The organism is Acinetobacter sp. OYA S30 (assembly GCF_033599315.1).
GTDB classification, from domain to species: domain Bacteria; phylum Pseudomonadota; class Gammaproteobacteria; order Pseudomonadales; family Moraxellaceae; genus Acinetobacter; species Acinetobacter baumannii.
The window spans coordinates 49,021-68,756 of the sequence record NZ_JAWVAV010000011.1; the positions used below are offsets into that span (position 1 = coordinate 49,021).

At 40.6% G+C, this 19,736-nt stretch carries 17 protein-coding genes and 1 tRNA gene; 13 read left to right on the top strand and 5 right to left on the bottom strand.

Translation table 11 applies throughout. The features are described from left to right. Positions 1-103: 103 nt before the first annotated feature. Positions 104-1,372, top strand: coding sequence for an MgtC/SapB family protein (locus R5R67_RS07825; RefSeq protein ID WP_001052948.1), 1,269 nt, complete (start codon positions 104-106; stop codon positions 1,370-1,372). Positions 1,373-1,381: 9 nt separating this feature from the next. On the opposite strand, the gene tsaA is transcribed toward R5R67_RS07825, so the two are convergent. Beyond that, entirely contained in the window at positions 1,382-2,110 is a 729-nt protein-coding gene (gene tsaA / locus R5R67_RS07830) for a tRNA (N6-threonylcarbamoyladenosine(37)-N6)-methyltransferase TrmO (protein ID WP_072688709.1), read from the bottom strand. 104 nt (positions 2,111-2,214) lie between these two features. Between tsaA and R5R67_RS07835 the strand changes: the two genes are divergently transcribed. Continuing rightward, complete coding sequence (locus R5R67_RS07835; protein ID WP_000718711.1) at positions 2,215-2,994, top strand: ferredoxin--NADP reductase; 780 nt, start codon at positions 2,215-2,217, stop codon at positions 2,992-2,994. A 54-nt stretch (positions 2,995-3,048) separates the two neighbouring features. On the opposite strand, the gene R5R67_RS07840 is transcribed toward R5R67_RS07835, so the two are convergent. Continuing rightward, complete coding sequence (locus R5R67_RS07840) at positions 3,049-3,918, bottom strand: PhzF family phenazine biosynthesis protein (RefSeq protein ID WP_000117585.1); 870 nt, start codon at positions 3,916-3,918, stop codon at positions 3,049-3,051. 234 nt (positions 3,919-4,152) lie between these two features. Between R5R67_RS07840 and R5R67_RS07845 the strand changes: the two genes are divergently transcribed. The 4 genes from R5R67_RS07845 (at position 4,153) to abeS (ending at position 7,872) form a co-directional block, all read left to right on the top strand. Beyond that, entirely contained in the window at positions 4,153-5,613 is a 1,461-nt protein-coding gene (locus R5R67_RS07845) for a PLP-dependent aminotransferase family protein (RefSeq protein ID WP_000280062.1), read from the top strand. A gap of 56 nt (positions 5,614-5,669) precedes the next feature. Beyond that, positions 5,670-7,040, top strand: a complete 1,371-nt coding sequence (gene yegQ / locus R5R67_RS07850) for a tRNA 5-hydroxyuridine modification protein YegQ (protein ID WP_318754800.1) — start codon at positions 5,670-5,672, stop codon at positions 7,038-7,040. Between the two features lie 2 nt (positions 7,041-7,042). Further along, complete coding sequence (locus R5R67_RS07855) at positions 7,043-7,306, top strand: YfhL family 4Fe-4S dicluster ferredoxin (RefSeq protein WP_001196304.1); 264 nt, start codon at positions 7,043-7,045, stop codon at positions 7,304-7,306. Positions 7,307-7,542: 236 nt separating this feature from the next. Then, the gene (gene abeS, locus R5R67_RS07860) at positions 7,543-7,872 is read left to right on the top strand and encodes a multidrug efflux SMR transporter AbeS (RefSeq protein ID WP_000121131.1); all 330 of its coding nucleotides are present in this window, start codon (positions 7,543-7,545) and stop codon (positions 7,870-7,872) included. A 75-nt stretch (positions 7,873-7,947) separates the two neighbouring features. Here the strand turns inward: abeS and adeL are convergent, their stop codons facing one another. Then, positions 7,948-8,979: a multidrug efflux transcriptional repressor AdeL gene (adeL, locus tag R5R67_RS07865; RefSeq protein ID WP_002040670.1), complete on the bottom strand. Its 1,032-nt coding sequence runs from the start codon at positions 8,977-8,979 to the stop codon at positions 7,948-7,950. Between the two features lie 197 nt (positions 8,980-9,176). On the opposite strand from adeL, the gene adeF reads away from it, so the two are divergent. The 3 genes from adeF to adeH are packed head-to-tail and all read left to right on the top strand — an operon-like array spanning position 9,177 to position 15,044. Then, on the top strand, positions 9,177-10,397 hold the full coding sequence (adeF, locus tag R5R67_RS07870; protein WP_000010636.1) for a multidrug efflux RND transporter periplasmic adaptor subunit AdeF: 1,221 nt from the start codon (positions 9,177-9,179) through the stop codon (positions 10,395-10,397). A 6-nt stretch (positions 10,398-10,403) separates the two neighbouring features. Continuing rightward, on the top strand, positions 10,404-13,583 hold the full coding sequence (gene adeG / locus R5R67_RS07875; protein WP_001027054.1) for a multidrug efflux RND transporter permease subunit AdeG: 3,180 nt from the start codon (positions 10,404-10,406) through the stop codon (positions 13,581-13,583). A gap of 12 nt (positions 13,584-13,595) precedes the next feature. Continuing rightward, positions 13,596-15,044 carry a multidrug efflux RND transporter outer membrane subunit AdeH gene (gene adeH / locus R5R67_RS07880; RefSeq protein WP_000246701.1) on the top strand — a complete coding sequence of 483 codons (1,449 nt, stop codon included), beginning with the start codon at positions 13,596-13,598 and terminating at the stop codon, positions 15,042-15,044. A gap of 40 nt (positions 15,045-15,084) precedes the next feature. Here adeH and glyA read toward each other — a convergent pair whose 3' ends face one another. Further along, positions 15,085-16,338, bottom strand: a complete 1,254-nt coding sequence (gene glyA / locus R5R67_RS07885; RefSeq protein ID WP_000457893.1) for a serine hydroxymethyltransferase — start codon at positions 16,336-16,338, stop codon at positions 15,085-15,087. A gap of 60 nt (positions 16,339-16,398) precedes the next feature. Here glyA and R5R67_RS07890 point away from each other — a divergent pair, with 60 nt between their 5' ends. After that, complete coding sequence (locus R5R67_RS07890; protein WP_001985370.1) at positions 16,399-16,551, top strand: hypothetical protein; 153 nt, start codon at positions 16,399-16,401, stop codon at positions 16,549-16,551. A gap of 32 nt (positions 16,552-16,583) precedes the next feature. Here R5R67_RS07890 and R5R67_RS07895 read toward each other — a convergent pair whose 3' ends face one another. Beyond that, positions 16,584-17,813 (bottom strand): alpha/beta hydrolase family protein, encoded by a 1,230-nt coding sequence (locus R5R67_RS07895; RefSeq protein ID WP_000782581.1) that lies wholly within the window; start codon positions 17,811-17,813, stop codon positions 16,584-16,586. 250 nt (positions 17,814-18,063) lie between these two features. Here R5R67_RS07895 and R5R67_RS07900 point away from each other — a divergent pair, with 250 nt between their 5' ends. From R5R67_RS07900 to R5R67_RS07910, 3 genes are all read left to right on the top strand, one after another. Next, the gene (locus R5R67_RS07900; protein ID WP_001147935.1) at positions 18,064-18,750 is read left to right on the top strand and encodes a putative quorum-sensing-regulated virulence factor; all 687 of its coding nucleotides are present in this window, start codon (positions 18,064-18,066) and stop codon (positions 18,748-18,750) included. A gap of 144 nt (positions 18,751-18,894) precedes the next feature. Then, entirely contained in the window at positions 18,895-19,530 is a 636-nt protein-coding gene (locus R5R67_RS07905; protein WP_168079895.1) for a hypothetical protein, read from the top strand. Positions 19,531-19,629: 99 nt separating this feature from the next. Continuing rightward, a tRNA-Arg gene (locus R5R67_RS07910) sits at positions 19,630-19,706 on the top strand. Positions 19,707-19,736: the final 30 nt, after the last annotated feature.

Below are 19,736 nucleotides of genomic sequence, written 5' to 3' on the forward strand. Positions count from 1 at the left end.
AAGAGACTAGGCTCAATACAAGAAAAAGCATAAACTAAAATGGAATACATGATTTTTAAATGACTGACATCTACATATAACAATAAACCAAAGAGGAAGTATTATGAATCTTCCAATGACAATGTCATTACAAACCGTATCTTTTGAAGAGTTTATTACCACCATTGCGGCTGCATTAGGCTGCGGCTTATTGGTAGGTCTGGAGCGCGAACGAAGTAAGTTAAAACACGAATATAAAACTTTCGCAGGTTTTCGATCTTTTGCAATTAGTTCTCTACTCGGAGCAATTTGTTTTTTATTTGGTACCGCAATCGGGATTGTAGGCGCTCTACTTATAGGTGCGATCAGTATCGTATCTCTTAAAAATCAGCCAAATGACCCCGGTGTCACCACAGAACTTGCCTTTATTATGACTTACTTCATTGGGGCACTTTGTATCTGGAATATTTCGTTAGCTGCAGGACTCGCCGTGATCATGACGATTATCTTATTGGCAAAACAATCAATGCACGGCATTGCCAGTCAATGGATTACCGAATCAGAGTTGCGCGACGGGATTTTTTTACTTGCTCTACTTCTAATTGCTTTACCTTTAGTTCCCAATAAACCTTTTTGGGGACCCGTTCTAAACCCTCATGTGATTTTAAAGTTACTGACGTTGATTTTATTTGTACAAGCCCTCGCACATATTGCAAAACGGCTTTTATCCTCTAAAAATGCCTTATTACTTTCTTCTTTAGCCTCGGGTTTTGTTTCAAGTACTGCCACCATCGCGAGTCTAGGCTTAGAAGTACGCTCTGGTCGCGCGAATGCAAAAACAAATGCAGGTGCAGCATTAATGTCATGCGTTTCCACATTGGTACAAACCTTAATTATTGTCATCGGTATAAGTTTGGCATGGTTCAAACTCATTATATTTCCAACACTCATTGCATTGGCTTTTTTAGCGGTATGGGCTTTCATCTTATTACGTAAGGCAGAACCAAGTACGACTTCATCTGAACTCGATACCAGAATGTTCAGCTTAAAAGAAGCGATTATTATTGCAGGGACACTTACGCTCATTCAGGCAGGGGTTTATGGTCTAAGCCTATATTTAGGTAATGCAGGCTTAATCGCGGGGACACTACTTGCCTCTTTGTTCGAAATACATGCCGCTATTGCAGCAGTGATTGTACAAGGTGAACCAAATAACTCTCAGACGTCGTTATTAATCGCGTTCATGGGTGGCTTTGCTGTTCATGCAATTGCCAAGAGCATTAACTCTGCCATTTCTGGTGGACTGCATTATGCCCTTGCTTTCATACCTGCCCAAATTTTGCATATGACAATATTTATTAGCTTGCTCTGGATGAACATACATTGGTTCTAAATAGCTTTATTACACGAGCGATGTGTCTTTCACCATATCAACAACTGTAATGACATTGCCATTAACTTTAAAATGAATATCAAAATTCGAAAATTTCATTTTATAGACTCGTTCAGGATCTTCTTGATAGGCAGGTCTAGGGTCTAATGACAATACTTGTTCTAATTCAACAAGATATTGTGCATTAATTTCTTTATTTTTAAAAAGAGACTGCTGGGTAGACAATGCATTTTCAGACCATAAGACCGATTTTCGTTCTGGTTCAGCCTGCGCATAACCACTTTGAGCATCAACAATTGCATCTGAATATTGAATATAAGGCTTAATATCTAAAATTGGCGTGCCATTTAATAAATCACTGCCAGTAACATAAACTCTTAATGATTTACCGACTTTTTCAACCTTGTTTAAACGTACTACAGATAAGCCTATAGGTGCTGGACGATACATACTACGTGTTGCAAACACACCTATTTTTTCATTGCCCCCTAGACGTGGTGGGCGAACTTGAGGCCGAAACTTAGTTGCAGTCTCCTGATTTTTATTGTCATGAAACTGCCAGATGAGCCAAAGATGACTAAATTGTTCGATTCCCTCAAAAGCTAATAAGTCATTATAAGGTTCTACCATTTCGATATAAGACTCGATATTGACCAAATTAGGCTGACGTGGAATACCAAATTTTTCTCGAAAAGGTGAGCACATGTGCCCGACTATTGGGAGGGTGACAGAATTCATCATCACTTTTTCTTATAAACACAATTAAATATATTCAGTTTATCGGGAATGAAATTAGATTAGAATAGCAACCTGTTTTCTTTTAATCGTGATCGAGACCTTTAATGGCTGCTTTTAACGTTGAACGCATTACTCATGTGCACCACTGGAATGACACCCTTTTCAGTTTTAAAACTACACGCGACGCTAGCTTACGTTTTAAAAATGGTCAGTTCGTGATGATCGGACTTGAAGTGAATGGCAAACCGTTAATGCGTGCATATTCGATTGCAAGTGCGAACTACGAAGAAGAGTTAGAATTCTTCTCGATTAAAGTACAAGACGGTCCTTTAACTTCGATTTTGCAAAAAGTACAAGTTGGCGACGAAATTTTAGTTTCTAAAAAACCAACAGGTACATTGGTTCATGATGACCTTTTACCTGGTAAAAACTTGTATCTATTATCTTCTGGTACTGGTCTTGCTCCATTCTTGTCAATTATTCGTGACCCAGAAACTTACGAACGCTTTGAAAAAGTAATCGTAGTTCACGGTACGCGTTATATTTCTGAATTAGCTTATCAAGACCTAATCTTGAACGAATTACCAAACAATGAGTTCTTTGAAGAATTAGGTATTAAAGACAAACTTGTTTACTACCCTACCGTTACTCGTGAACCTTTCCATACTCAAGGCCGTGTAACAACCGCAATTGAAACTGGTGCTTTATTTGAAAAAATTGGTTTACCACGTTTCAACCGTGAAACTGACCGCGCAATGCTTTGTGGTAGCCCTGCATTCTTAAAAGATGTGGCTGCGTTACTTGACCAACACGGTTTAGTTGAATCACCTCGTATGGGTGAAATGGGCGACTATGTCATTGAACGTGCGTTCGTAGAAAAATAAGATTTTTTCTAATTAAAAAACCGAGGCAAAGTCCTCGGTTTTTTATTTCTGTTTTTACAACTTAATCGTACCGTCGATACAAGTAACAGCAGCTCCACCCACTAAAATTTTATCTTGATGTAATTCAAGTTGAAGCTGTCCTTCACGCCCTAAAGCTTGCCCCTGAGAAGAAAGCACCACATCATTTTGCGCAGGCAAAATACCATGGTAACGAATGAAAGATGCCACGCTACCATTACCGCTACCACAAACAGGATCTTCGTTAACTCCATATGCCGGAGCAAATGAACGAACTTCTATGCGCTTTTGCTCATTACTTTCTTCATAAAATCCATAAATTGTAGAGCCTGTTACTTTCATCTCTAAACTAAATTGCTTTAAAGCATTTAGATCAGGCTGACTTGCCAAAACAGCCTTAGCATTAACAGCTTGCAATACAACCCAGCGGGCTCCGACATCCACCAATGCGGCATTCCACTGAGTATTGATTTTACATTTTAAAATCTCGGCCAACTTCTCAGTTTGCAGTGCATCTAATGGTGTAATTTTAGGTTTAGGTAACTCAAAGGAAATATGATTTGAGTCATTCACGGTCAGCGTCACCAAACCAGCAGCGCACTGCTGTACCAGCTGACCTTCTTTCGCTTTAACTAGGCCTGCCTCAAGCAAAGCATAGGCTGTACCAATGGTAGGGTGCCCTGCAAACGGCAACTCACTTTGTGGAGTAAAGATTCGAACCTGATAGTCAGCTTGTGAATCAGTGGCTGGCAATACAAATGTGGTTTCAGAAAGATTGGTCCAGTTCGCAACGGCTTGCATCTGCTCAGACGTTAAAGTACTGGCGTCCATAATGATTGCAACAGGATTACCTTTAAATGCTTGTGAAGTAAAAACATCAACTTGTTTAAATGCAACAACAGACATAGACCTCTCCTACTGATTTTGTAATTTAAAATATGGCTTTAAATCCTCACCATTTTTTGATCTTACTGTTTTATTTTTAATGGTCACAGTATCAGTTAATATGAAAAATAATAGACACAGTTTTTAAAACTAAATCTCCGCTAAAAGCATTAATCTAAATTAATCACAATGTTTGAGATAAATATGAGATCACTATAAAGTGTATCCATTGCTTTTGCTTTTTAATAAGTTGATATGTACAAATATAAAAAAGTGAGTGATGACCTTACTCTTCAAATTCAGAATGGCAGGCAACCTGTGGGTTCTCGGTTGCCATCAATTCGAGACTGTGCCCAACATTATCAAGTTAGTATTAACACCGTAAAAGAAGCTTATCGGAAGCTTGAAGACCAAGGTTTAATTTCAGTTCGCCCACAGTCTGGCTACTATGTTTGTCATGCACCTTCAAACTTGCCAGATCTTGAGGAGCGTTATATCAGTGAAGAAAAAGTGCCCCTTTCAGGAATTAGCTGTTTTCTCGCGCAAATTGTTAAAAAGCAGATGGACCCCGACTATATCAATTTGGCCCTAGCTTGCCCATCTGGTGAAAATTTCTACCCGATTGAACGCTTAAAACGTTTAACTGCTCAGGTTTTACGAACACAGCCGGATATTTTTAAAAGCTATACTTTACCGCCCGGCTCTATACGTTTACGTACTCAAATTGCTAGACGTAGTTTACAGCTTGGTATGTTTCTATCCGCAGATGACATTGTGCTGACTCATGGCACTATGGAGGCTTTAAGTCTCGCGATTATGGCAACCACCCAAGCAGGTGACAGCATAGCGCTTGAGATCCCTACTTTTCATAACTTATATCCACTTCTTCAGAATTTAGGACGAAAAATTGTAGAAGTGCCGACTTCGCCGCATACAGGGATGTGTCTAGACGCACTTGAAGAACTCTTAAAATCTCAAAGCGTACAAGCCATATTAACTATTCCAACGGGACATAATCCTCTTGGTTTTAGCATGCCTGAAAACAACCGGCGTCGCTTAGCAGAGCTCGCTAATCAATTCCAAATTCCTGTTATTGAAGATGCGATGTATGCCGAATTACAACTCACCGAGCCTCTTTTGCCCAACATTAAGGCATTTGACCAAAATGGATGGGTTTTGGTCTGTGGCAGCTACACCAAAACTGTGGCACCCGACTATCGAATTGGTTGGCTAGAAGCTGGACGCTTCCGCAATATTGTGCAGCAGCTTAAATTTACAACCACTGTTGCCGAGCCAGCTTTACTCACAGAAACGTTGGGACTTTTTTTAGAAAATGGCGGATATGATCTACATTTACGTCAGCTCAAAAAACGCTATCAACAACAAATTGACACCATCAAATCTTATATTTGTCGTTATTTTCCAGTCGGTACTCGAGTCAGTCGTCCACAAGCGGGATTTATTTTATGGTTAGAGCTACCCGAATCAATTGATACCCTAGAACTGTTTCATCAGGCCATGGATGAAAAAATCTTATGTATGCCGGGAATTTTGTGCTCGGCTGATAAACGTTTTAGTCATTGTTTACGTATTGCAGCTTGTTTTGAGTTAAATCCTAAAATGTTAAATGCTTTGATGCGTTTAGGAGAGTTAGCAAAAAATATGCTACCTGTACAAAAAGCTATAGATCAAATCCCTACTAATTCAGTAGGTTGAATCAAAAATATAGAGTTAATAAAATAAAACCATATATTTTTTATGCCTTTTATTTTATGAAAACCGAACTTCTCTCTCCCGCAGGTTCACTTAAAAACATGCGCTATGCATTTGCCTATGGTGCAGATGCCGTATATGCAGGACAACCACGTTATAGCTTACGTGTACGAAATAATGCTTTTGACCATGAAAATTTAAAAATCGGAATTGATGAAGCCCACGCTTTGGGTAAAAAGTTTTATGTTGTAGTGAATATCCAGCCACATAACAGCAAATTAAAAAACTTTATTCGTGATCTTGAGCCGATTGTGGCTATGCAGCCAGATGCTTTGATTATGTCTGATCCCGGCTTAATTATGATGGTACGTGAGCATTTTCCAGAAATGCAAATTCATCTATCGGTTCAAGCCAACGCTATTAACTGGGCCACTGTTAAATTTTGGAAAGACTACGGCCTAAGCCGTGTGATTTTATCTCGTGAATTATCTTTAGAAGAAATAGAAGAAATCCAGCAACATGTGCCAGATATTGAACTCGAAGTTTTTGTACATGGCGCTCTATGCATGGCCTACTCAGGCCGCTGTTTACTTTCTGGATATATGAACAAGCGTGATGCCAACCAAGGTGCTTGTACCAATGCTTGTCGTTGGGACTATAAACTGCATGAAGCCCAAGAAGATTTAAACGGCGATGTAATTCCAGTCACTCAGCTAAATACACCAGAAAAGTCTTGCTGCTCATCAGGACAATCAGAAACAACCTCGGTTCAAACTTTACTCGTACAACGTAATGATGAAGAAATGTTTGCTGCCGAAGAAGATGAACACGGCACCTATTTTACGAACTCCAAAGATTTACGTGCGGTACAACATGTAGATCGTTTAACAAAAATGGGCATCGCCTCACTCAAAATTGAAGGCCGTACTAAATCCTATTTTTACTGTGCCCGTACTGCTCAAATTTATCGAAAAGCCATTGATGATGCTTTAGCAAGTAAACCTTTTGACCCAAGCTTAATGACCCAACTCGAAGGGTTGGCAAATCGCGGTTATACCGAAGGCTTTTTAAGACGGCATGTACATAGCGAATATCAAAACTATGCTGATGGATCATCACATTTCGACTACCAACAATTTTGTGGAGAGGTTGTAGAACGTCACGGTAATTATATTCGGATTGAAGTTAAAAACCGTTTTGTGGTGGGCGACTCACTTGAGCTGATGACGCCTCAAGGCAATATCACCTTTAACTTAACCGAAATGCGCGATTTAAAAGGCAACACAATTACAGATGCTAAAGGTTCGGGACATTTTGTTGAAATTCCGCTCTCACAAGATGTTGATATCAGTTATGCCCTACTCATACGCAATTTGCCGCATGCAAAAGAAAGTATTACTGCATCTACATTGGCTTATTCAGCGAGTTAAATATGGCACTTTTAATTACGAGTGACTGCATCAATTGTGATATGTGCTTACCAGAATGCCCCAATACAGCTATTTTTGAAGGGAGTAAAGTTTATGAAATCGATCCGCTTCGTTGTACGGAGTGCGTAGGTTTTTATGATGCACCAACATGTAAGGCGGTTTGCCCAATCGATTGCATTAAACAAGACCCTGCACATATTGAAAATAAAGAGCAACTGCTAGAGAAATTTAAGGATTTAAATATACTCGACGAATCTATCTCTTAAAAAGTCTATCGAGGATCAAGCTAAGATTGCGGATCCTCTTAAATGACTATACAGATCAATGATTAAATTAAACGAATAAATAGCTGAGAACACTTTGCTAGTGATAAAATCAATTTATCAGTTCAGTTTGATTTACTGGTAATTTTGTACCAAAAAAATTAAACAATCGTTAAAACTGCCAATCCATTTCAACATTTCATGTAGATTGATTAAAACTCATTCTGGCGCAGCTCCCCATGTCTTATCTTTATTTAGCAATTGCGATTGCTTGTGAAGTTATTGCAACTTCAGCATTAAAAGCATCTCAAGGTTTTACTGTTCCAATTCCGTCTATTATTACGGTTGTGGGTTATGCAGTTGCTTTTTATTTATTATCTCTTACGCTCAAAACAATTCCGATCGGGATTGCCTATGCCATTTGGTCGGGCGCAGGTATTATTTTAATTTCTGCAATTGGCTGGATATTTTACAAACAGCATTTAGACTTGGCTGCCTGCATTGGTTTAGCTTTAATGATCGCAGGCATTGTGATTATTAATGTGTTTTCTAAAAACACCCATCTATAAAATATAATAAAAAGTACTCCTAGTACCTTTTTGGTCTAGGGTGCTTTCATCTTTAAACTACAATAAACAATAAGTTTAAGTTTTTAATACTCTTGCTTCAGCAATATTATGCTGCTCGACCAAAGTACGAATTGTATATTCATGACCGGTTTCTTTATCACAGGCAAATTCACATTTCTGGTCGAAAGGTAAAGCTGTACCGCCAAGTAATGGACAGCCTGCAAAAAGTTCAGCGACCCAATCTACAAACACTTTTACTTTAAGCGATAAATGACGATTTTGAAGATAAACTGCTGAAATCGGCATCGGCGCTGGCGTCCACTGAGGCAATACCTCTTTTAATAAACCTGATTCTAAATGGTTGGTGAGCATATAACGTGGGCCTTGAATTATACCAAAACCTTGCAAAGCCAAGTCGATATAAGCATCACCGTCATTTACCGAAACACGTCCACGTACTGACACACTTTTAATTAAATCATCAACCACAAAGTCCCAATCGAAGTTGCGTCCGGTACGGCTTGAAAAGAAGTGAATCGCTTTATGATTTTTTTGCAAATCTTCAATTGAGGTAGGTTCGCCATATTTTTCTAAATAAATCGGTGAAGCAGCAGTTGCACACTGGAAAGTTCCGATACGACGCGCAATTAAGCTTGAATCTTTTAATTCACCCACCCGAATTGCACAATCAACCGCTTCTCCAACCAAGTCTACAGGTCGGTCGTTCAGACCAATTACTAAATCAATATCAGGATAGCGTGCATGAAAATCGCGGAGCCTTGGAATTAAAATTAAACGTCCAATCGATACAGGCACATCAATACGAAGCTGACCTCTTGGCCCCCGCTCTGCATCATGAAAAGAAGATTCAATATCGGCAACATCCGCTAAAATACGGGCTGTCCGATCATAATATACGGCGCCATCCGGTGTGAGACTAATTTTTCGTGTTGTCCGATTAAGCAATCGAACTTGCAAATGCTTCTCTAAAGCCTGAATAGTTGTGGTCACAGAAGCACGCGGTAAACCCAAACTATCAGCTGCTAAACTGAAACTATTTGTTTCAACAACTTTGTTGAATACTCTCATGGCATGAAATAGATCCACACGCACACTCCTATTAATGCATTTTCTAGTGCAAACACATCAATTGTTATAAAAATACGAATAGTGTTATCAATTTTAATATATTTATTCGTGATTGACAAACTTTTATGCTCCGTCCATTCCATAAACCCTGTTTCTCCCATACGGACCATAACTAAAAGTCTGAAAACAGGTATCCAAATAACTAGGAGCACCTCATGTCATTTTCCCGCAAACAGTTTGCACTGTCTGCCATCTTTGTCGCTATTTTAGCAACCGGTGGCAGTTTTATGTTGTTACATGAAAATGCCGATGCAAAAGCTGCACCAACCGCTGCCCAACAAGCTGCTACTGTTGATGTAGCCCCAGTAGTAAGCAAAACCATTACCGATTGGCAAGAATATTCCGGTCGTTTAGAAGCAATTGATCAAGTTGATATTCGACCTCAAGTTTCAGGAAAACTCATTGCCGTACATTTCAAAGATGGAAGCCTCGTTAAAAAAGGTGATTTACTTTTCACAATCGACCCTCGTCCTTTTGAAGCAGAACTGAACCGTGCAAAAGCCCAGCTTGCTTCAGCTGAAGCACAGGTAACATATACCGCAAGCAATCTTTCGCGTATTCAACGTCTCATTCAGAGTAATGCTGTTTCTCGCCAAGAACTGGATTTAGCCGAAAATGATGCACGTTCAGCCAATGCTAACCTACAAGCCGCTAGAGCTGCTGTCCAATCTGCACGTTTAAATCTGGAATACACCCGTATTACAGCACCAGTCAGTGGCCGGATTTCACGAGCTGAAGTGACCGTGGGTAATGTAGTTTCTGCAGGTAACGGAGCACAGGTTTTAACAAGTTTAGTGTCTGTATCACGCCTATACGCATCTTTCGATGTTGATGAACAAACTTACCTGAAATATATCAGTAATCAGCGTAATTCAGCACAAGTACCTGTCTATATGGGACTTGCCAATGAAACAGGCTTTACTCGTGAAGGTACAATCAACTCAATCGACAACAACCTGAATACAACCTCAGGTACGATCCGTGTTCGCGCAACTTTTGACAATCCAAACGGTGTTTTATTACCAGGCCTATATGCACGAATTCGTTTAGGTGGAGGCCAACCTCGCCCAGCGATTCTGATTAGTCCAACCGCGGTTGGTGTCGACCAAGATAAACGTTTTGTCGTGGTCGTTGATGCTAAAAATCAAACTGCTTACCGCGAAGTAAAACTCGGTGCCCAACAAGATGGCTTGCAAATCGTAAATAGTGGATTACAAGCGGGTGATCGTATTGTAGTGAATGGTTTACAACGGATTCGTCCGGGTGACCCTGTTACACCGCATCTCGTTCCGATGCCAAATTCACAAATCACTGCTAGCGCTACTCCTCCTCAACCTCAGCCAACAGATAAAACATCAACTCCGGCAAAAGGTTAATCACATATGAATATTTCTAAATTTTTTATTGATCGGCCGATCTTTGCTGGTGTGCTATCAGTCTTGATTTTACTCGCCGGTCTGCTTTCGGTATTTCAGTTACCGATTTCTGAATATCCCGAGGTTGTTCCACCATCTGTGGTGGTACGCGCCCAATATCCGGGTGCAAACCCAAAAGTGATTGCTGAAACGGTTGCTTCTCCGCTCGAAGAGTCAATCAACGGCGTCGAAGACATGCTGTATATGCAATCTCAAGCAAACAGCGACGGTAACCTAACCATTACGGTGAACTTTAAGCTCGGTATCGACCCAGATAAAGCCCAACAATTGGTTCAAAACCGTGTGTCTCAGGCCATGCCCCGTTTACCTGAAGATGTACAGCGCTTAGGTGTAACCACACTAAAAAGCTCACCTACTTTAACTATGGTGGTACATCTGACCTCCCCAGATAATCGCTATGACATGACCTACTTACGTAACTATGCGGTGCTCAACGTGAAAGACCGTTTAGCGCGTTTACAAGGGGTTGGTGAAGTCGGATTATTTGGTTCTGGTGACTACGCGATGCGTGTATGGCTTGACCCGCAAAAAGTAGCGCAGCGTAACCTCACCGCGACCGAAATTGTGAATGCAATTCGTGAACAAAATATTCAGGTTGCAGCGGGTACAATCGGTGCCTCACCAAGTAATTCCCCTTTACAACTTTCAGTCAATGCTCAAGGTCGTTTAACTACTGAACAAGAATTCGCAGATATCATTTTAAAAACTGCACCAGATGGCGCGGTTACCCGATTGGGTGATGTTGCTCGTGTTGAACTTGCAGCCTCTCAATATGGCTTACGTTCATTGCTTGATAATAAACAAGCGGTCGCGATTCCAATTTTCCAAGCACCGGGTGCGAATGCTTTACAAGTTTCCGATCAAGTGCGTAGCACGATGAAGGAGCTTTCAAAAGATTTCCCATCTTCAATTAAATACGACATTGTTTATGACCCGACTCAATTCGTACGTGCCAGTATTAAAGCGGTCGTTCATACCCTACTTGAAGCAATTGCACTGGTTGTTGTGGTTGTTATTTTATTTTTACAAACATGGCGCGCCTCAATCATTCCATTGCTTGCCGTACCGGTTTCAATTATTGGTACATTCGCGCTCATGCTCGCTTTTGGTTACTCAATCAATGCGCTATCACTGTTCGGGATGGTGCTTGCCATCGGTATTGTCGTCGATGACGCGATTGTGGTCGTCGAAAATGTCGAGAGGAATATTGAAGCAGGCTTAAACCCAAGGGAGGCGACTTACCGTGCCATGCGAGAAGTCAGTGGACCGATTATTGCCATTGCTTTAACACTTGTTGCAGTATTCGTACCTCTTGCCTTTATGACAGGCTTAACAGGGCAATTCTATAAACAATTTGCCATGACTATTGCCATTTCAACGGTTATTTCGGCATTTAACTCGCTTACCCTATCTCCTGCTTTGGCAGCGCTGTTACTTAAAGGACATGATGCTAAACCGGATGCATTAACACGTATTATGAATCGTTTATTCGGTCGTTTCTTTGCACTGTTTAACCGTGTGTTTTCACGTGCTTCAGATCATTATAGTCAAGGTGTCAGCCGTGTCATTTCCCATAAAGCTTCGGCAATGGGTGTCTATGCAGCACTTCTAGGTTTAACCGTTGGTATTTCCTATATTGTTCCAGGTGGTTTCGTTCCTGCGCAGGACAAACAATATTTAATTAGCTTTGCGCAGCTACCAAACGGCGCGTCATTAGATCGTACCGAAGCGGTGATTCGTAAAATGAGTGATACTGCGCTTAAACAACCTGGTGTAGAAAGTGCGGTTGCCTTTCCCGGCCTATCAATTAACGGTTTCACCAATAGCTCGAGTGCCGGTATTGTCTTCGTGACCTTAAAGCCATTCGATGAACGTAAGGCTAAAGACTTATCTGCAAATGCAATTGCAGGTGCACTCAACCAGAAATATTCAGCTATTCAAGATGCTTATATCGCGGTTTTCCCACCACCACCAGTGATGGGCTTAGGCACGATGGGCGGCTTTAAACTGCAACTTGAAGACCGAGGTGCCTTAGGCTATTCAGCCTTGAACGATGCTGCTCAAAACTTTATGAAAGCAGCACAATCAGCCCCTGAACTTGGTCCAATGTTCTCAAGTTATCAAATTAACGTACCTCAACTCAATGTAGATCTGGACCGTGTAAAAGCTAAACAGCAAGGCGTTGCTGTGACAGATGTTTTCAACACTATGCAGATTTATTTAGGTTCTCAGTACGTTAACGACTTTAACCGCTTTGGACGTGTTTATCAGGTTCGTGCACAAGCCGATGCGCCTTTCCGTGCTAACCCTGAAGATATTTTGCAGCTTAAAACCCGTAATAGTGCCGGACAAATGGTGCCATTATCTTCATTGGTGAATGTAACTCAAACCTATGGTCCTGAAATGGTCGTTCGTTATAACGGTTACACATCAGCAGATATTAACGGCGGCCCTGCACCAGGTTATTCATCTAGCCAAGCAGAAGCTGCGGTTGAACGTATTGCTGCACAAACTCTGCCGCGTGGTATCAAGTTTGAATGGACAGATTTAACTTACCAAAAAATCTTGGCTGGTAATGCAGGACTTTGGGTATTCCCTATTAGCGTATTACTCGTGTTCTTGGTTTTAGCTGCTCAATATGAAAGCTTAACCCTACCATTAGCAGTTATCTTAATTGTACCGATGGGAATCCTAGCGGCTCTGACAGGTGTCTGGTTGACAGCTGGAGATAACAACATCTTTACTCAAATCGGTCTAATGGTACTGGTCGGGCTGGCCTGTAAAAATGCCATCTTGATTGTTGAATTTGCTCGAGAACTCGAAATGCAAGGTGCAACTGCCTTTAAAGCAGCAGTTGAAGCAAGTCGTCTACGTTTACGCCCAATCTTAATGACCTCTATTGCATTCATTATGGGTGTAGTCCCACTGGTTACTTCAACTGGCGCAGGTTCTGAAATGCGTCATGCTATGGGTGTTGCTGTGTTCTTCGGAATGATCGGGGTAACTTTCTTTGGTTTATTCCTGACTCCCGCCTTTTATGTCCTGATTCGTACACTGAACAGCAAACATAAATTGCATTCGGCAGCAGTTCATGAAGCGCCTTTATCTACCCCACATGACCATTAAGGAGGACATTTGATGGCTACAGTAAAACAAAGCTTGTTATTGTCCTCACTCATGGGAAGCCTGCTCCTTGCAGGCTGCTCATTAGCTCCGGAATATCAACCTGCAAAAGTTATAGTGCCAGTCAAATTCAAAGAATCTGACCCCAAACTTGAAGATAATAACTGGAAGATTGCCCAACCTGCCGATCAACAAACTCGTGGTGAATGGTGGCGTATTTACAATGATGCTCAACTGAATGAACTTGAACAGCAAGCTATCGCAGGCAACCAGAACCTAAAAGCGGTGGCAGCAAATATTCAGGCTTCACGTGCACTACGTTCGGCAGCTCAAGCTGAACGCTTACCAAGTATTGATGCCGGATTTGGGCCAACTCGCCAAAAGCCGTCTCCGGCTTCACTCGGTTTAGATGACAATGCACATACTTCGGCTCAAACCTTATGGCGCGCTCAAGCCAATGTTTCATATGAGCTCGATTTATTTGGTCGTGTAGCAAGTAGTGTCAACGCAGCAACAGCAGATCTACAGCAACAAGAGGCTCTATATCAGTCGGCACTTTTAGCTCTACAAGCGGATGTAGCTCAAGGTTATTTTCTGATACGTCAACTTGATACCGAACAAGCAATTTATAACCGTACAATCAAATTATTAGGTGAAACACGAGATTTAATGCAGCTTCGTTTTAAAAACGGACTGGTCAGTGAATTAGATGTTTCTCGTGCACAAACCGAACTTGCTACCGCACAAACCACTGCCCTAAATATTGCTCGTAACAGAGCCAGTGCGGAACATGCGCTTGCAGTCTTATTAGGAAAACCACCAGCAGACTTTAACTTGGCAGTTCAACCTTTAACTGCAAATAGTATCCGTCTCCCTGCCGGTTTGCCGTCAACTTTACTTGAAAGACGACCCGATATTGCGGCTGCAGAGCGTGCAATGGCAGCAGATAATGCACGTATTGGAATTGCTCGTGCAGCATTTTTCCCAAAACTCAGTCTTACAGGAGCTTTAGGTTATGAATCTTCAAGTTTAAGCGAGTTAGGTAAATGGTCGAGTCGGACTTTTTTACTAGGACCTGTCGCTGGTACTATTTTGTCGTTACCTTTATTTGATGGTGGACAACGTAAAGCAGGCGTTGCTCAAGCAAGAGCGGCTTATGAGGAAAGCGTCGCCAACTATAGACAAACTGTACTAAACGCATTTCGCGAAGTTGAAAATGGTTTATCTGATCAAAGAATTCTCGATCAGCAAATTCAGGCTCAAAACCAAGCACTCTCCTCTTCTCGTCATGCCAATCAACTTTCTCATTTACGTTATCGAGAAGGTGCTATTAGCTATCTTGATGTCATTGATTCTGACCGCACTATTTTGCAACAAGAACAATTAGCAGCTCAGCTGAAAGGCAGCCAAATCATTGCAAGCATCAATTTAATCCGTGCTTTAGGGGGCGGTTGGAGTAGTTAATAAAAAAAGCGCCTTACGGCGCTTTTTTTATATACACAAATTATTTTGCATATACAGGGAATTTTGCACAAACAGCTTCAACTTTTGCTTTTACATCAGCAATAACTTTTTCGTCACCTTTGCTATCAATCACGTCAGCGATCCAACCAGCAAGTTCACGAACTTCAGCTTCACCAAAACCACGAGTTGTTACTGCCGGAGTACCGATACGGATACCAGAAGTCACAAATGGAGAACGTGGGTCATTTGGAACTGAGTTTTTGTTCACAGTAATGTGAGCAGCACCTAACCAAGCGTCTGCATCTTTACCAGTTACGTCTTGTTTGATTAAAGATAACAAGAATAAGTGGTTGTCTGTACCACCAGAAACAACATCATAACCACGTGCGATGAATACTTCAGCCATTGCTTGAGCATTTTTCACAACTTGTTGTTGGTAAGCTTTAAAGTCGTCAGACATTGCTTCTTTGAAGCAGATTGCTTTAGCAGCAATCGCATGCATTAATGGACCACCTTGGTTACCAGGGAATACAGCTGATTGAAGTTTTTTCTCGATTTCTTCATTCGCTTTCGCAAGGATTAAACCAGAACGTGGACCACGAAGTGTTTTGTGAGTCGTCGTTGTTGTTACGTCAGCAATTTGAACTGGGTTTGGATATACACCAGCAGCAACAAGACCTGCAACGTGAGCCATATCAACAAAAAGGTAAGCACCAACTTTGTCCGCGATGTCACGGAAACGTTGCCAATCTACAACACGGCTATAAGCAGAGAAACCAGCAACGATCATACGTGGCTTGTGTTCCAATGCTAAACGTTCAACTTCTTCGTAATCAATCTCACCAGTTTCAGCATTTAGACCATACTGAACAGCGTTATACGTTTTACCAGAGAAGCTAACTTTTGCACCGTGAGTCAAGTGACCACCGTGAGCCAAGCTCATACCTAAAACTGTATCGCCTGGGTTAAGAAGCGCTAGATAAACAGCAGAGTTAGCTTGTGAGCCAGCGTGTGGTTGAACGTTTGCGTAATCTGCACCAAAAAGTTCTTTAGCACGGTCAATCGCCATTTGCTCAATAACATCTACAAATTCGCAACCGCCATAATAGCGTTTGCCAGGATAACCTTCTGCGTATTTGTTCGTAAGTTTTGATCCTTGCGCTTCCATTACCGCAGGAGAGCAATAGTTTTCAGATGCAATTAACTCGATATGTGCTTCTTGACGCTCATCTTCAGAAGCAATTGCTTGAGCTAATTCTGGATCAAATTCAGAAATGGAAATATTGGCAAACATTAGCGGGGGTCCTATAAATTAGGGCTTTTAAGCCGTGCTAAGATTGCGGCATATTGTAGCATGAACTTTATAATTAAACAGAATGAAGTTAGCTCAGTTTTAAATAAAAATGGCTCAAGTTTTATAAAAAATGAGCCATTGTTTATAAATCAATTAAAAAGCTCGTTTAAAGCTTATATTTTAAATTTATCCATCGTTAATTTTAGCTTATAAAAATATTAAAAAGTCTTTAAATATCAATAACTCTATTGAGCTTCCAGTAAAGACTGAACATTTCCAACAATATTATCTACATTACTACTCATCGCCGTCCCATGATCCCAGTTACCCGTCACATAACTATTAATTTTAGTACCTACGACAGTGGCATTAAATATCAATAGATCAGTTGCCAATTTAGGTACTGTCGAATCTGCTAAACCCTGATAGATAATGATTGGTGTCGTAACTTTTACTTGTAACGGCTGCGAATCTTTATCTAAAAATGTTTTAACTAACGGTACAGCCATAAAGTTAGGTTGTGTACGTGTAAAGCCATCTAGTGTCCCATTATGGTCTTTAGCATAATTACTCATACCTTCATAAAAGGCTCCATACAATGGTCCAGAACAAAGGTTTTCTGCTTGGGCAGCAATACTTGAAATTTGTGAAGTAAATACTTGTCCATAATCAAAGCTCGGCTGTGTGTTGCGAATACCAGCTGTAACCAAAGCTGTATATGTATCAAGCTGTGCATAGGTTCCAATTTTAATGTCTATAGGTGCATTCGCAACTTGTGCCTCTCCATCTACTAAAATACTTCCCAAATTAGAAGCAGGTGCTACAGCTACAGTACCTTTATAGTCTAGTTGTGCACGGCTCGCATACTGTGCAGCTCCTAATGCAGCATGCCCACCTTGAGAATGGCCCACAGTGACCCATTTTTTCGAAGTTAATAAATTACGTTGCGATAAATAGTTACGCGCTGCAACCACAGCATCGGTAATTGAAAAAGCCTCACTTTTAACATTTAAGAAAGGATGTATACCTGGGGTACCCAAACCTTCATAATCAGGTGCCACAACAACATAACCTGCTGCTAGTAATTTACTAATTAAATCTTTTGTACTGTCTGCTAAAGCTGCTTTACTTGGTGCACAAGCATCTGCCACCCCCGTAGTGCCATGCGCCCAGACTACAATGGGCCAACCACCTACTGGTGGTGGAGTGATTGGTGTAAACACTAGACTTGTTGCCTGCACTTCTTGTCCACTTTGACCTAACATTTTATAAGTTAAAATACTACTTTCTGCGGCAACTGATCCTAAGTTAGTACTTGTATAGGCTTCAACTTTAACAACTGGATTTTGAATATTATTGGTTGGAGTTCCGGATGGATTAGTAGTAGCTGGGCCATCATCACTACTTCCGCCTCCACAAGCGACTAAAAATAAACTCGTACTAAGAACGCTCGTCATTAATAGTTTCATTTTCATTGGTATATCTTCCCTTAAATTCCATTTTTGTTGTGCTTTAGTTTTTTAATCAACATTCTCTAATGTCTTAAAAACAATTACGCCTAATCTTAATTTTCCGCAAGTTCTATTCGACAAAATCAATCCCTGAAAAATTCTATTTTTGATATAAATTGTCGTTCTCACCACTTTCTAGCCTCACTTCAGGTTTTAAAGTGCGAGGCCAACTGTTAACATTCTTGATTACTCGTAATTGTTTAAAGGGCCGGATATGCAAGCCATTATTTTAGATACAGAAACACATACACTAAATGGTTTGCCTATTGAAATTGCATATGCCCCAATTGAAATTAATGCAGGCAAGCTCACCTTAGATAAAAGCAAATTGTTTGATCAACTTTATCAAGTTGGGACTCCTATCTCTTACGCGGCTATGGCAGTACACCATATATTAGAATCGGATTTAGAAAATCAGCCCCACTATAAAACTTTTAAATTGCCAGACACTACAACTTATATTATTGGCCACAATATTGATTATGATATTGCCGCGATTGCGCGTTGCGGTGTAGATGTTTCTCATATCAAACCAATTTGTACGCTAGCTTTAGCACGTAAAACCTGGCCTGATGCAGAAGCGCATAATATTTCAGCACTGATCTATATGATTTCTCAAGGCAGCAGTAAAGCTCGTGAATTACTCAAAGGCGCACACCGTGCCGATGCGGATATTATTTTAACTGCCAATATCTTGATGCATATTGTCTATCATTTAAATATTCAAGACATTGAAGAGTTGTACCGAGTTTCTGAAGAAGCACGTATTCCCACAACAATTAACTTTGGCAAGCATAAAGGTACAGCTATTGCTGAACTCCCTAAAGACTATATTCAATGGCTATTGCGCCAAGACGAGCTGGACGTTTACCTACGTAAAGCATTAGAAAGTGCATTTTAACGACCTAAATAGATGATATTCATAAATTCTTCATCATATTGTCATTTTTGAGTTTTATCGTTAGCCCCATTTATATTTTATTAAGAACAGTACTGTTTGATAGAAAAAATCAAACAGGCTGCTTCATTTTTATATTGGGGAAAAATGATGGCTGGTTTTTATCGAACCAATTTGGGAAGAGTCGCGCTTCAACAACGTAATATTGCTTTAAATGCCAAACAAAGACGTTTACTTCTATTAATTGATCATGAAGATTTTCAAAGTCTCAATACCGAGTTTAAAAAACGCATTGCTCCACCAGAACTCATTCAACAACTTATTGACTTAAAGCTTATTGCCCCTATTAGCGAAAACGATTCAGAATTTACTGAACAAATAGCTCTCTCAGTATCACCTACCACGAGTTTAGAAGTAAAAGCGCAACAAAAAAGCACCATAGATGAAAATGAAAGTGCCGATCTGACTAGAGAAATTAAAGTTTCTCTAGAACCATCATGCCATTCCTCAAATATTGAAAATACTCAGCCACCAATTCCTGTTCAACAACTTAGTTTTGAAGAAATACAACTATTAATGAAACAAAGCTTAAGCCAATACTGTGGGCTTATGGCCAAACCACTTATTCAAAAAATAGAACAAATTAAAAATCTTCAAGAACTAAAAATTTGCCAAATGCAATGGATTACCAGTTTGCAAGAGTCAAGGATTCCCCCTCATGAGCTGGCACATACGCTTCACTCTATTAATTATTCAATTCAGCTCATTCAGCAAAAGAACTAAAACATAACAAGCTGCTGTTTAATTAAGCATTAAATTCACTTGGTACGTATTTCGTGCTTTACCTGCAAGTGTTTTTTTCCTATGATGTGCCCCACACATGCGCTCGTAGCTCAGTTGGATAGAGTACAGGTTTCCGAAGCCTGGGGTCGTGGGTTCGATCCCCGCCGAGCGCACCATTTTATATATAATAACTTCATAAATTTATC

Coding starts and splice junctions, on each gene's coding strand:
- R5R67_RS07825 (WP_001052948.1), top strand. CDS start 104: ATGAATCTTCCAATGACAATGTCATTACAAACCGTATCTTTTGAAGAG.
- tsaA (WP_072688709.1), bottom strand. CDS start 2,110: ATGAATTCTGTCACCCTCCCAATAGTCGGGCACATGTGCTCACCTTTT.
- R5R67_RS07835 (WP_000718711.1), top strand. CDS start 2,215: ATGGCTGCTTTTAACGTTGAACGCATTACTCATGTGCACCACTGGAAT.
- R5R67_RS07840 (WP_000117585.1), bottom strand. CDS start 3,918: ATGTCTGTTGTTGCATTTAAACAAGTTGATGTTTTTACTTCACAAGCA.
- R5R67_RS07845 (WP_000280062.1), top strand. CDS start 4,153: ATGTACAAATATAAAAAAGTGAGTGATGACCTTACTCTTCAAATTCAG.
- yegQ (WP_318754800.1), top strand. CDS start 5,670: ATGAAAACCGAACTTCTCTCTCCCGCAGGTTCACTTAAAAACATGCGC.
- R5R67_RS07855 (WP_001196304.1), top strand. CDS start 7,043: ATGGCACTTTTAATTACGAGTGACTGCATCAATTGTGATATGTGCTTA.
- abeS (WP_000121131.1), top strand. CDS start 7,543: ATGTCTTATCTTTATTTAGCAATTGCGATTGCTTGTGAAGTTATTGCA.
- adeF (WP_000010636.1), top strand. CDS start 9,177: ATGTCATTTTCCCGCAAACAGTTTGCACTGTCTGCCATCTTTGTCGCT.
- adeG (WP_001027054.1), top strand. CDS start 10,404: ATGAATATTTCTAAATTTTTTATTGATCGGCCGATCTTTGCTGGTGTG.
- adeH (WP_000246701.1), top strand. CDS start 13,596: ATGGCTACAGTAAAACAAAGCTTGTTATTGTCCTCACTCATGGGAAGC.
- glyA (WP_000457893.1), bottom strand. CDS start 16,338: ATGTTTGCCAATATTTCCATTTCTGAATTTGATCCAGAATTAGCTCAA.
- R5R67_RS07890 (WP_001985370.1), top strand. CDS start 16,399: ATGAACTTTATAATTAAACAGAATGAAGTTAGCTCAGTTTTAAATAAA.
- R5R67_RS07895 (WP_000782581.1), bottom strand. CDS start 17,813: ATGAAAATGAAACTATTAATGACGAGCGTTCTTAGTACGAGTTTATTT.
- R5R67_RS07900 (WP_001147935.1), top strand. CDS start 18,064: ATGCAAGCCATTATTTTAGATACAGAAACACATACACTAAATGGTTTG.
- R5R67_RS07905 (WP_168079895.1), top strand. CDS start 18,895: ATGATGGCTGGTTTTTATCGAACCAATTTGGGAAGAGTCGCGCTTCAA.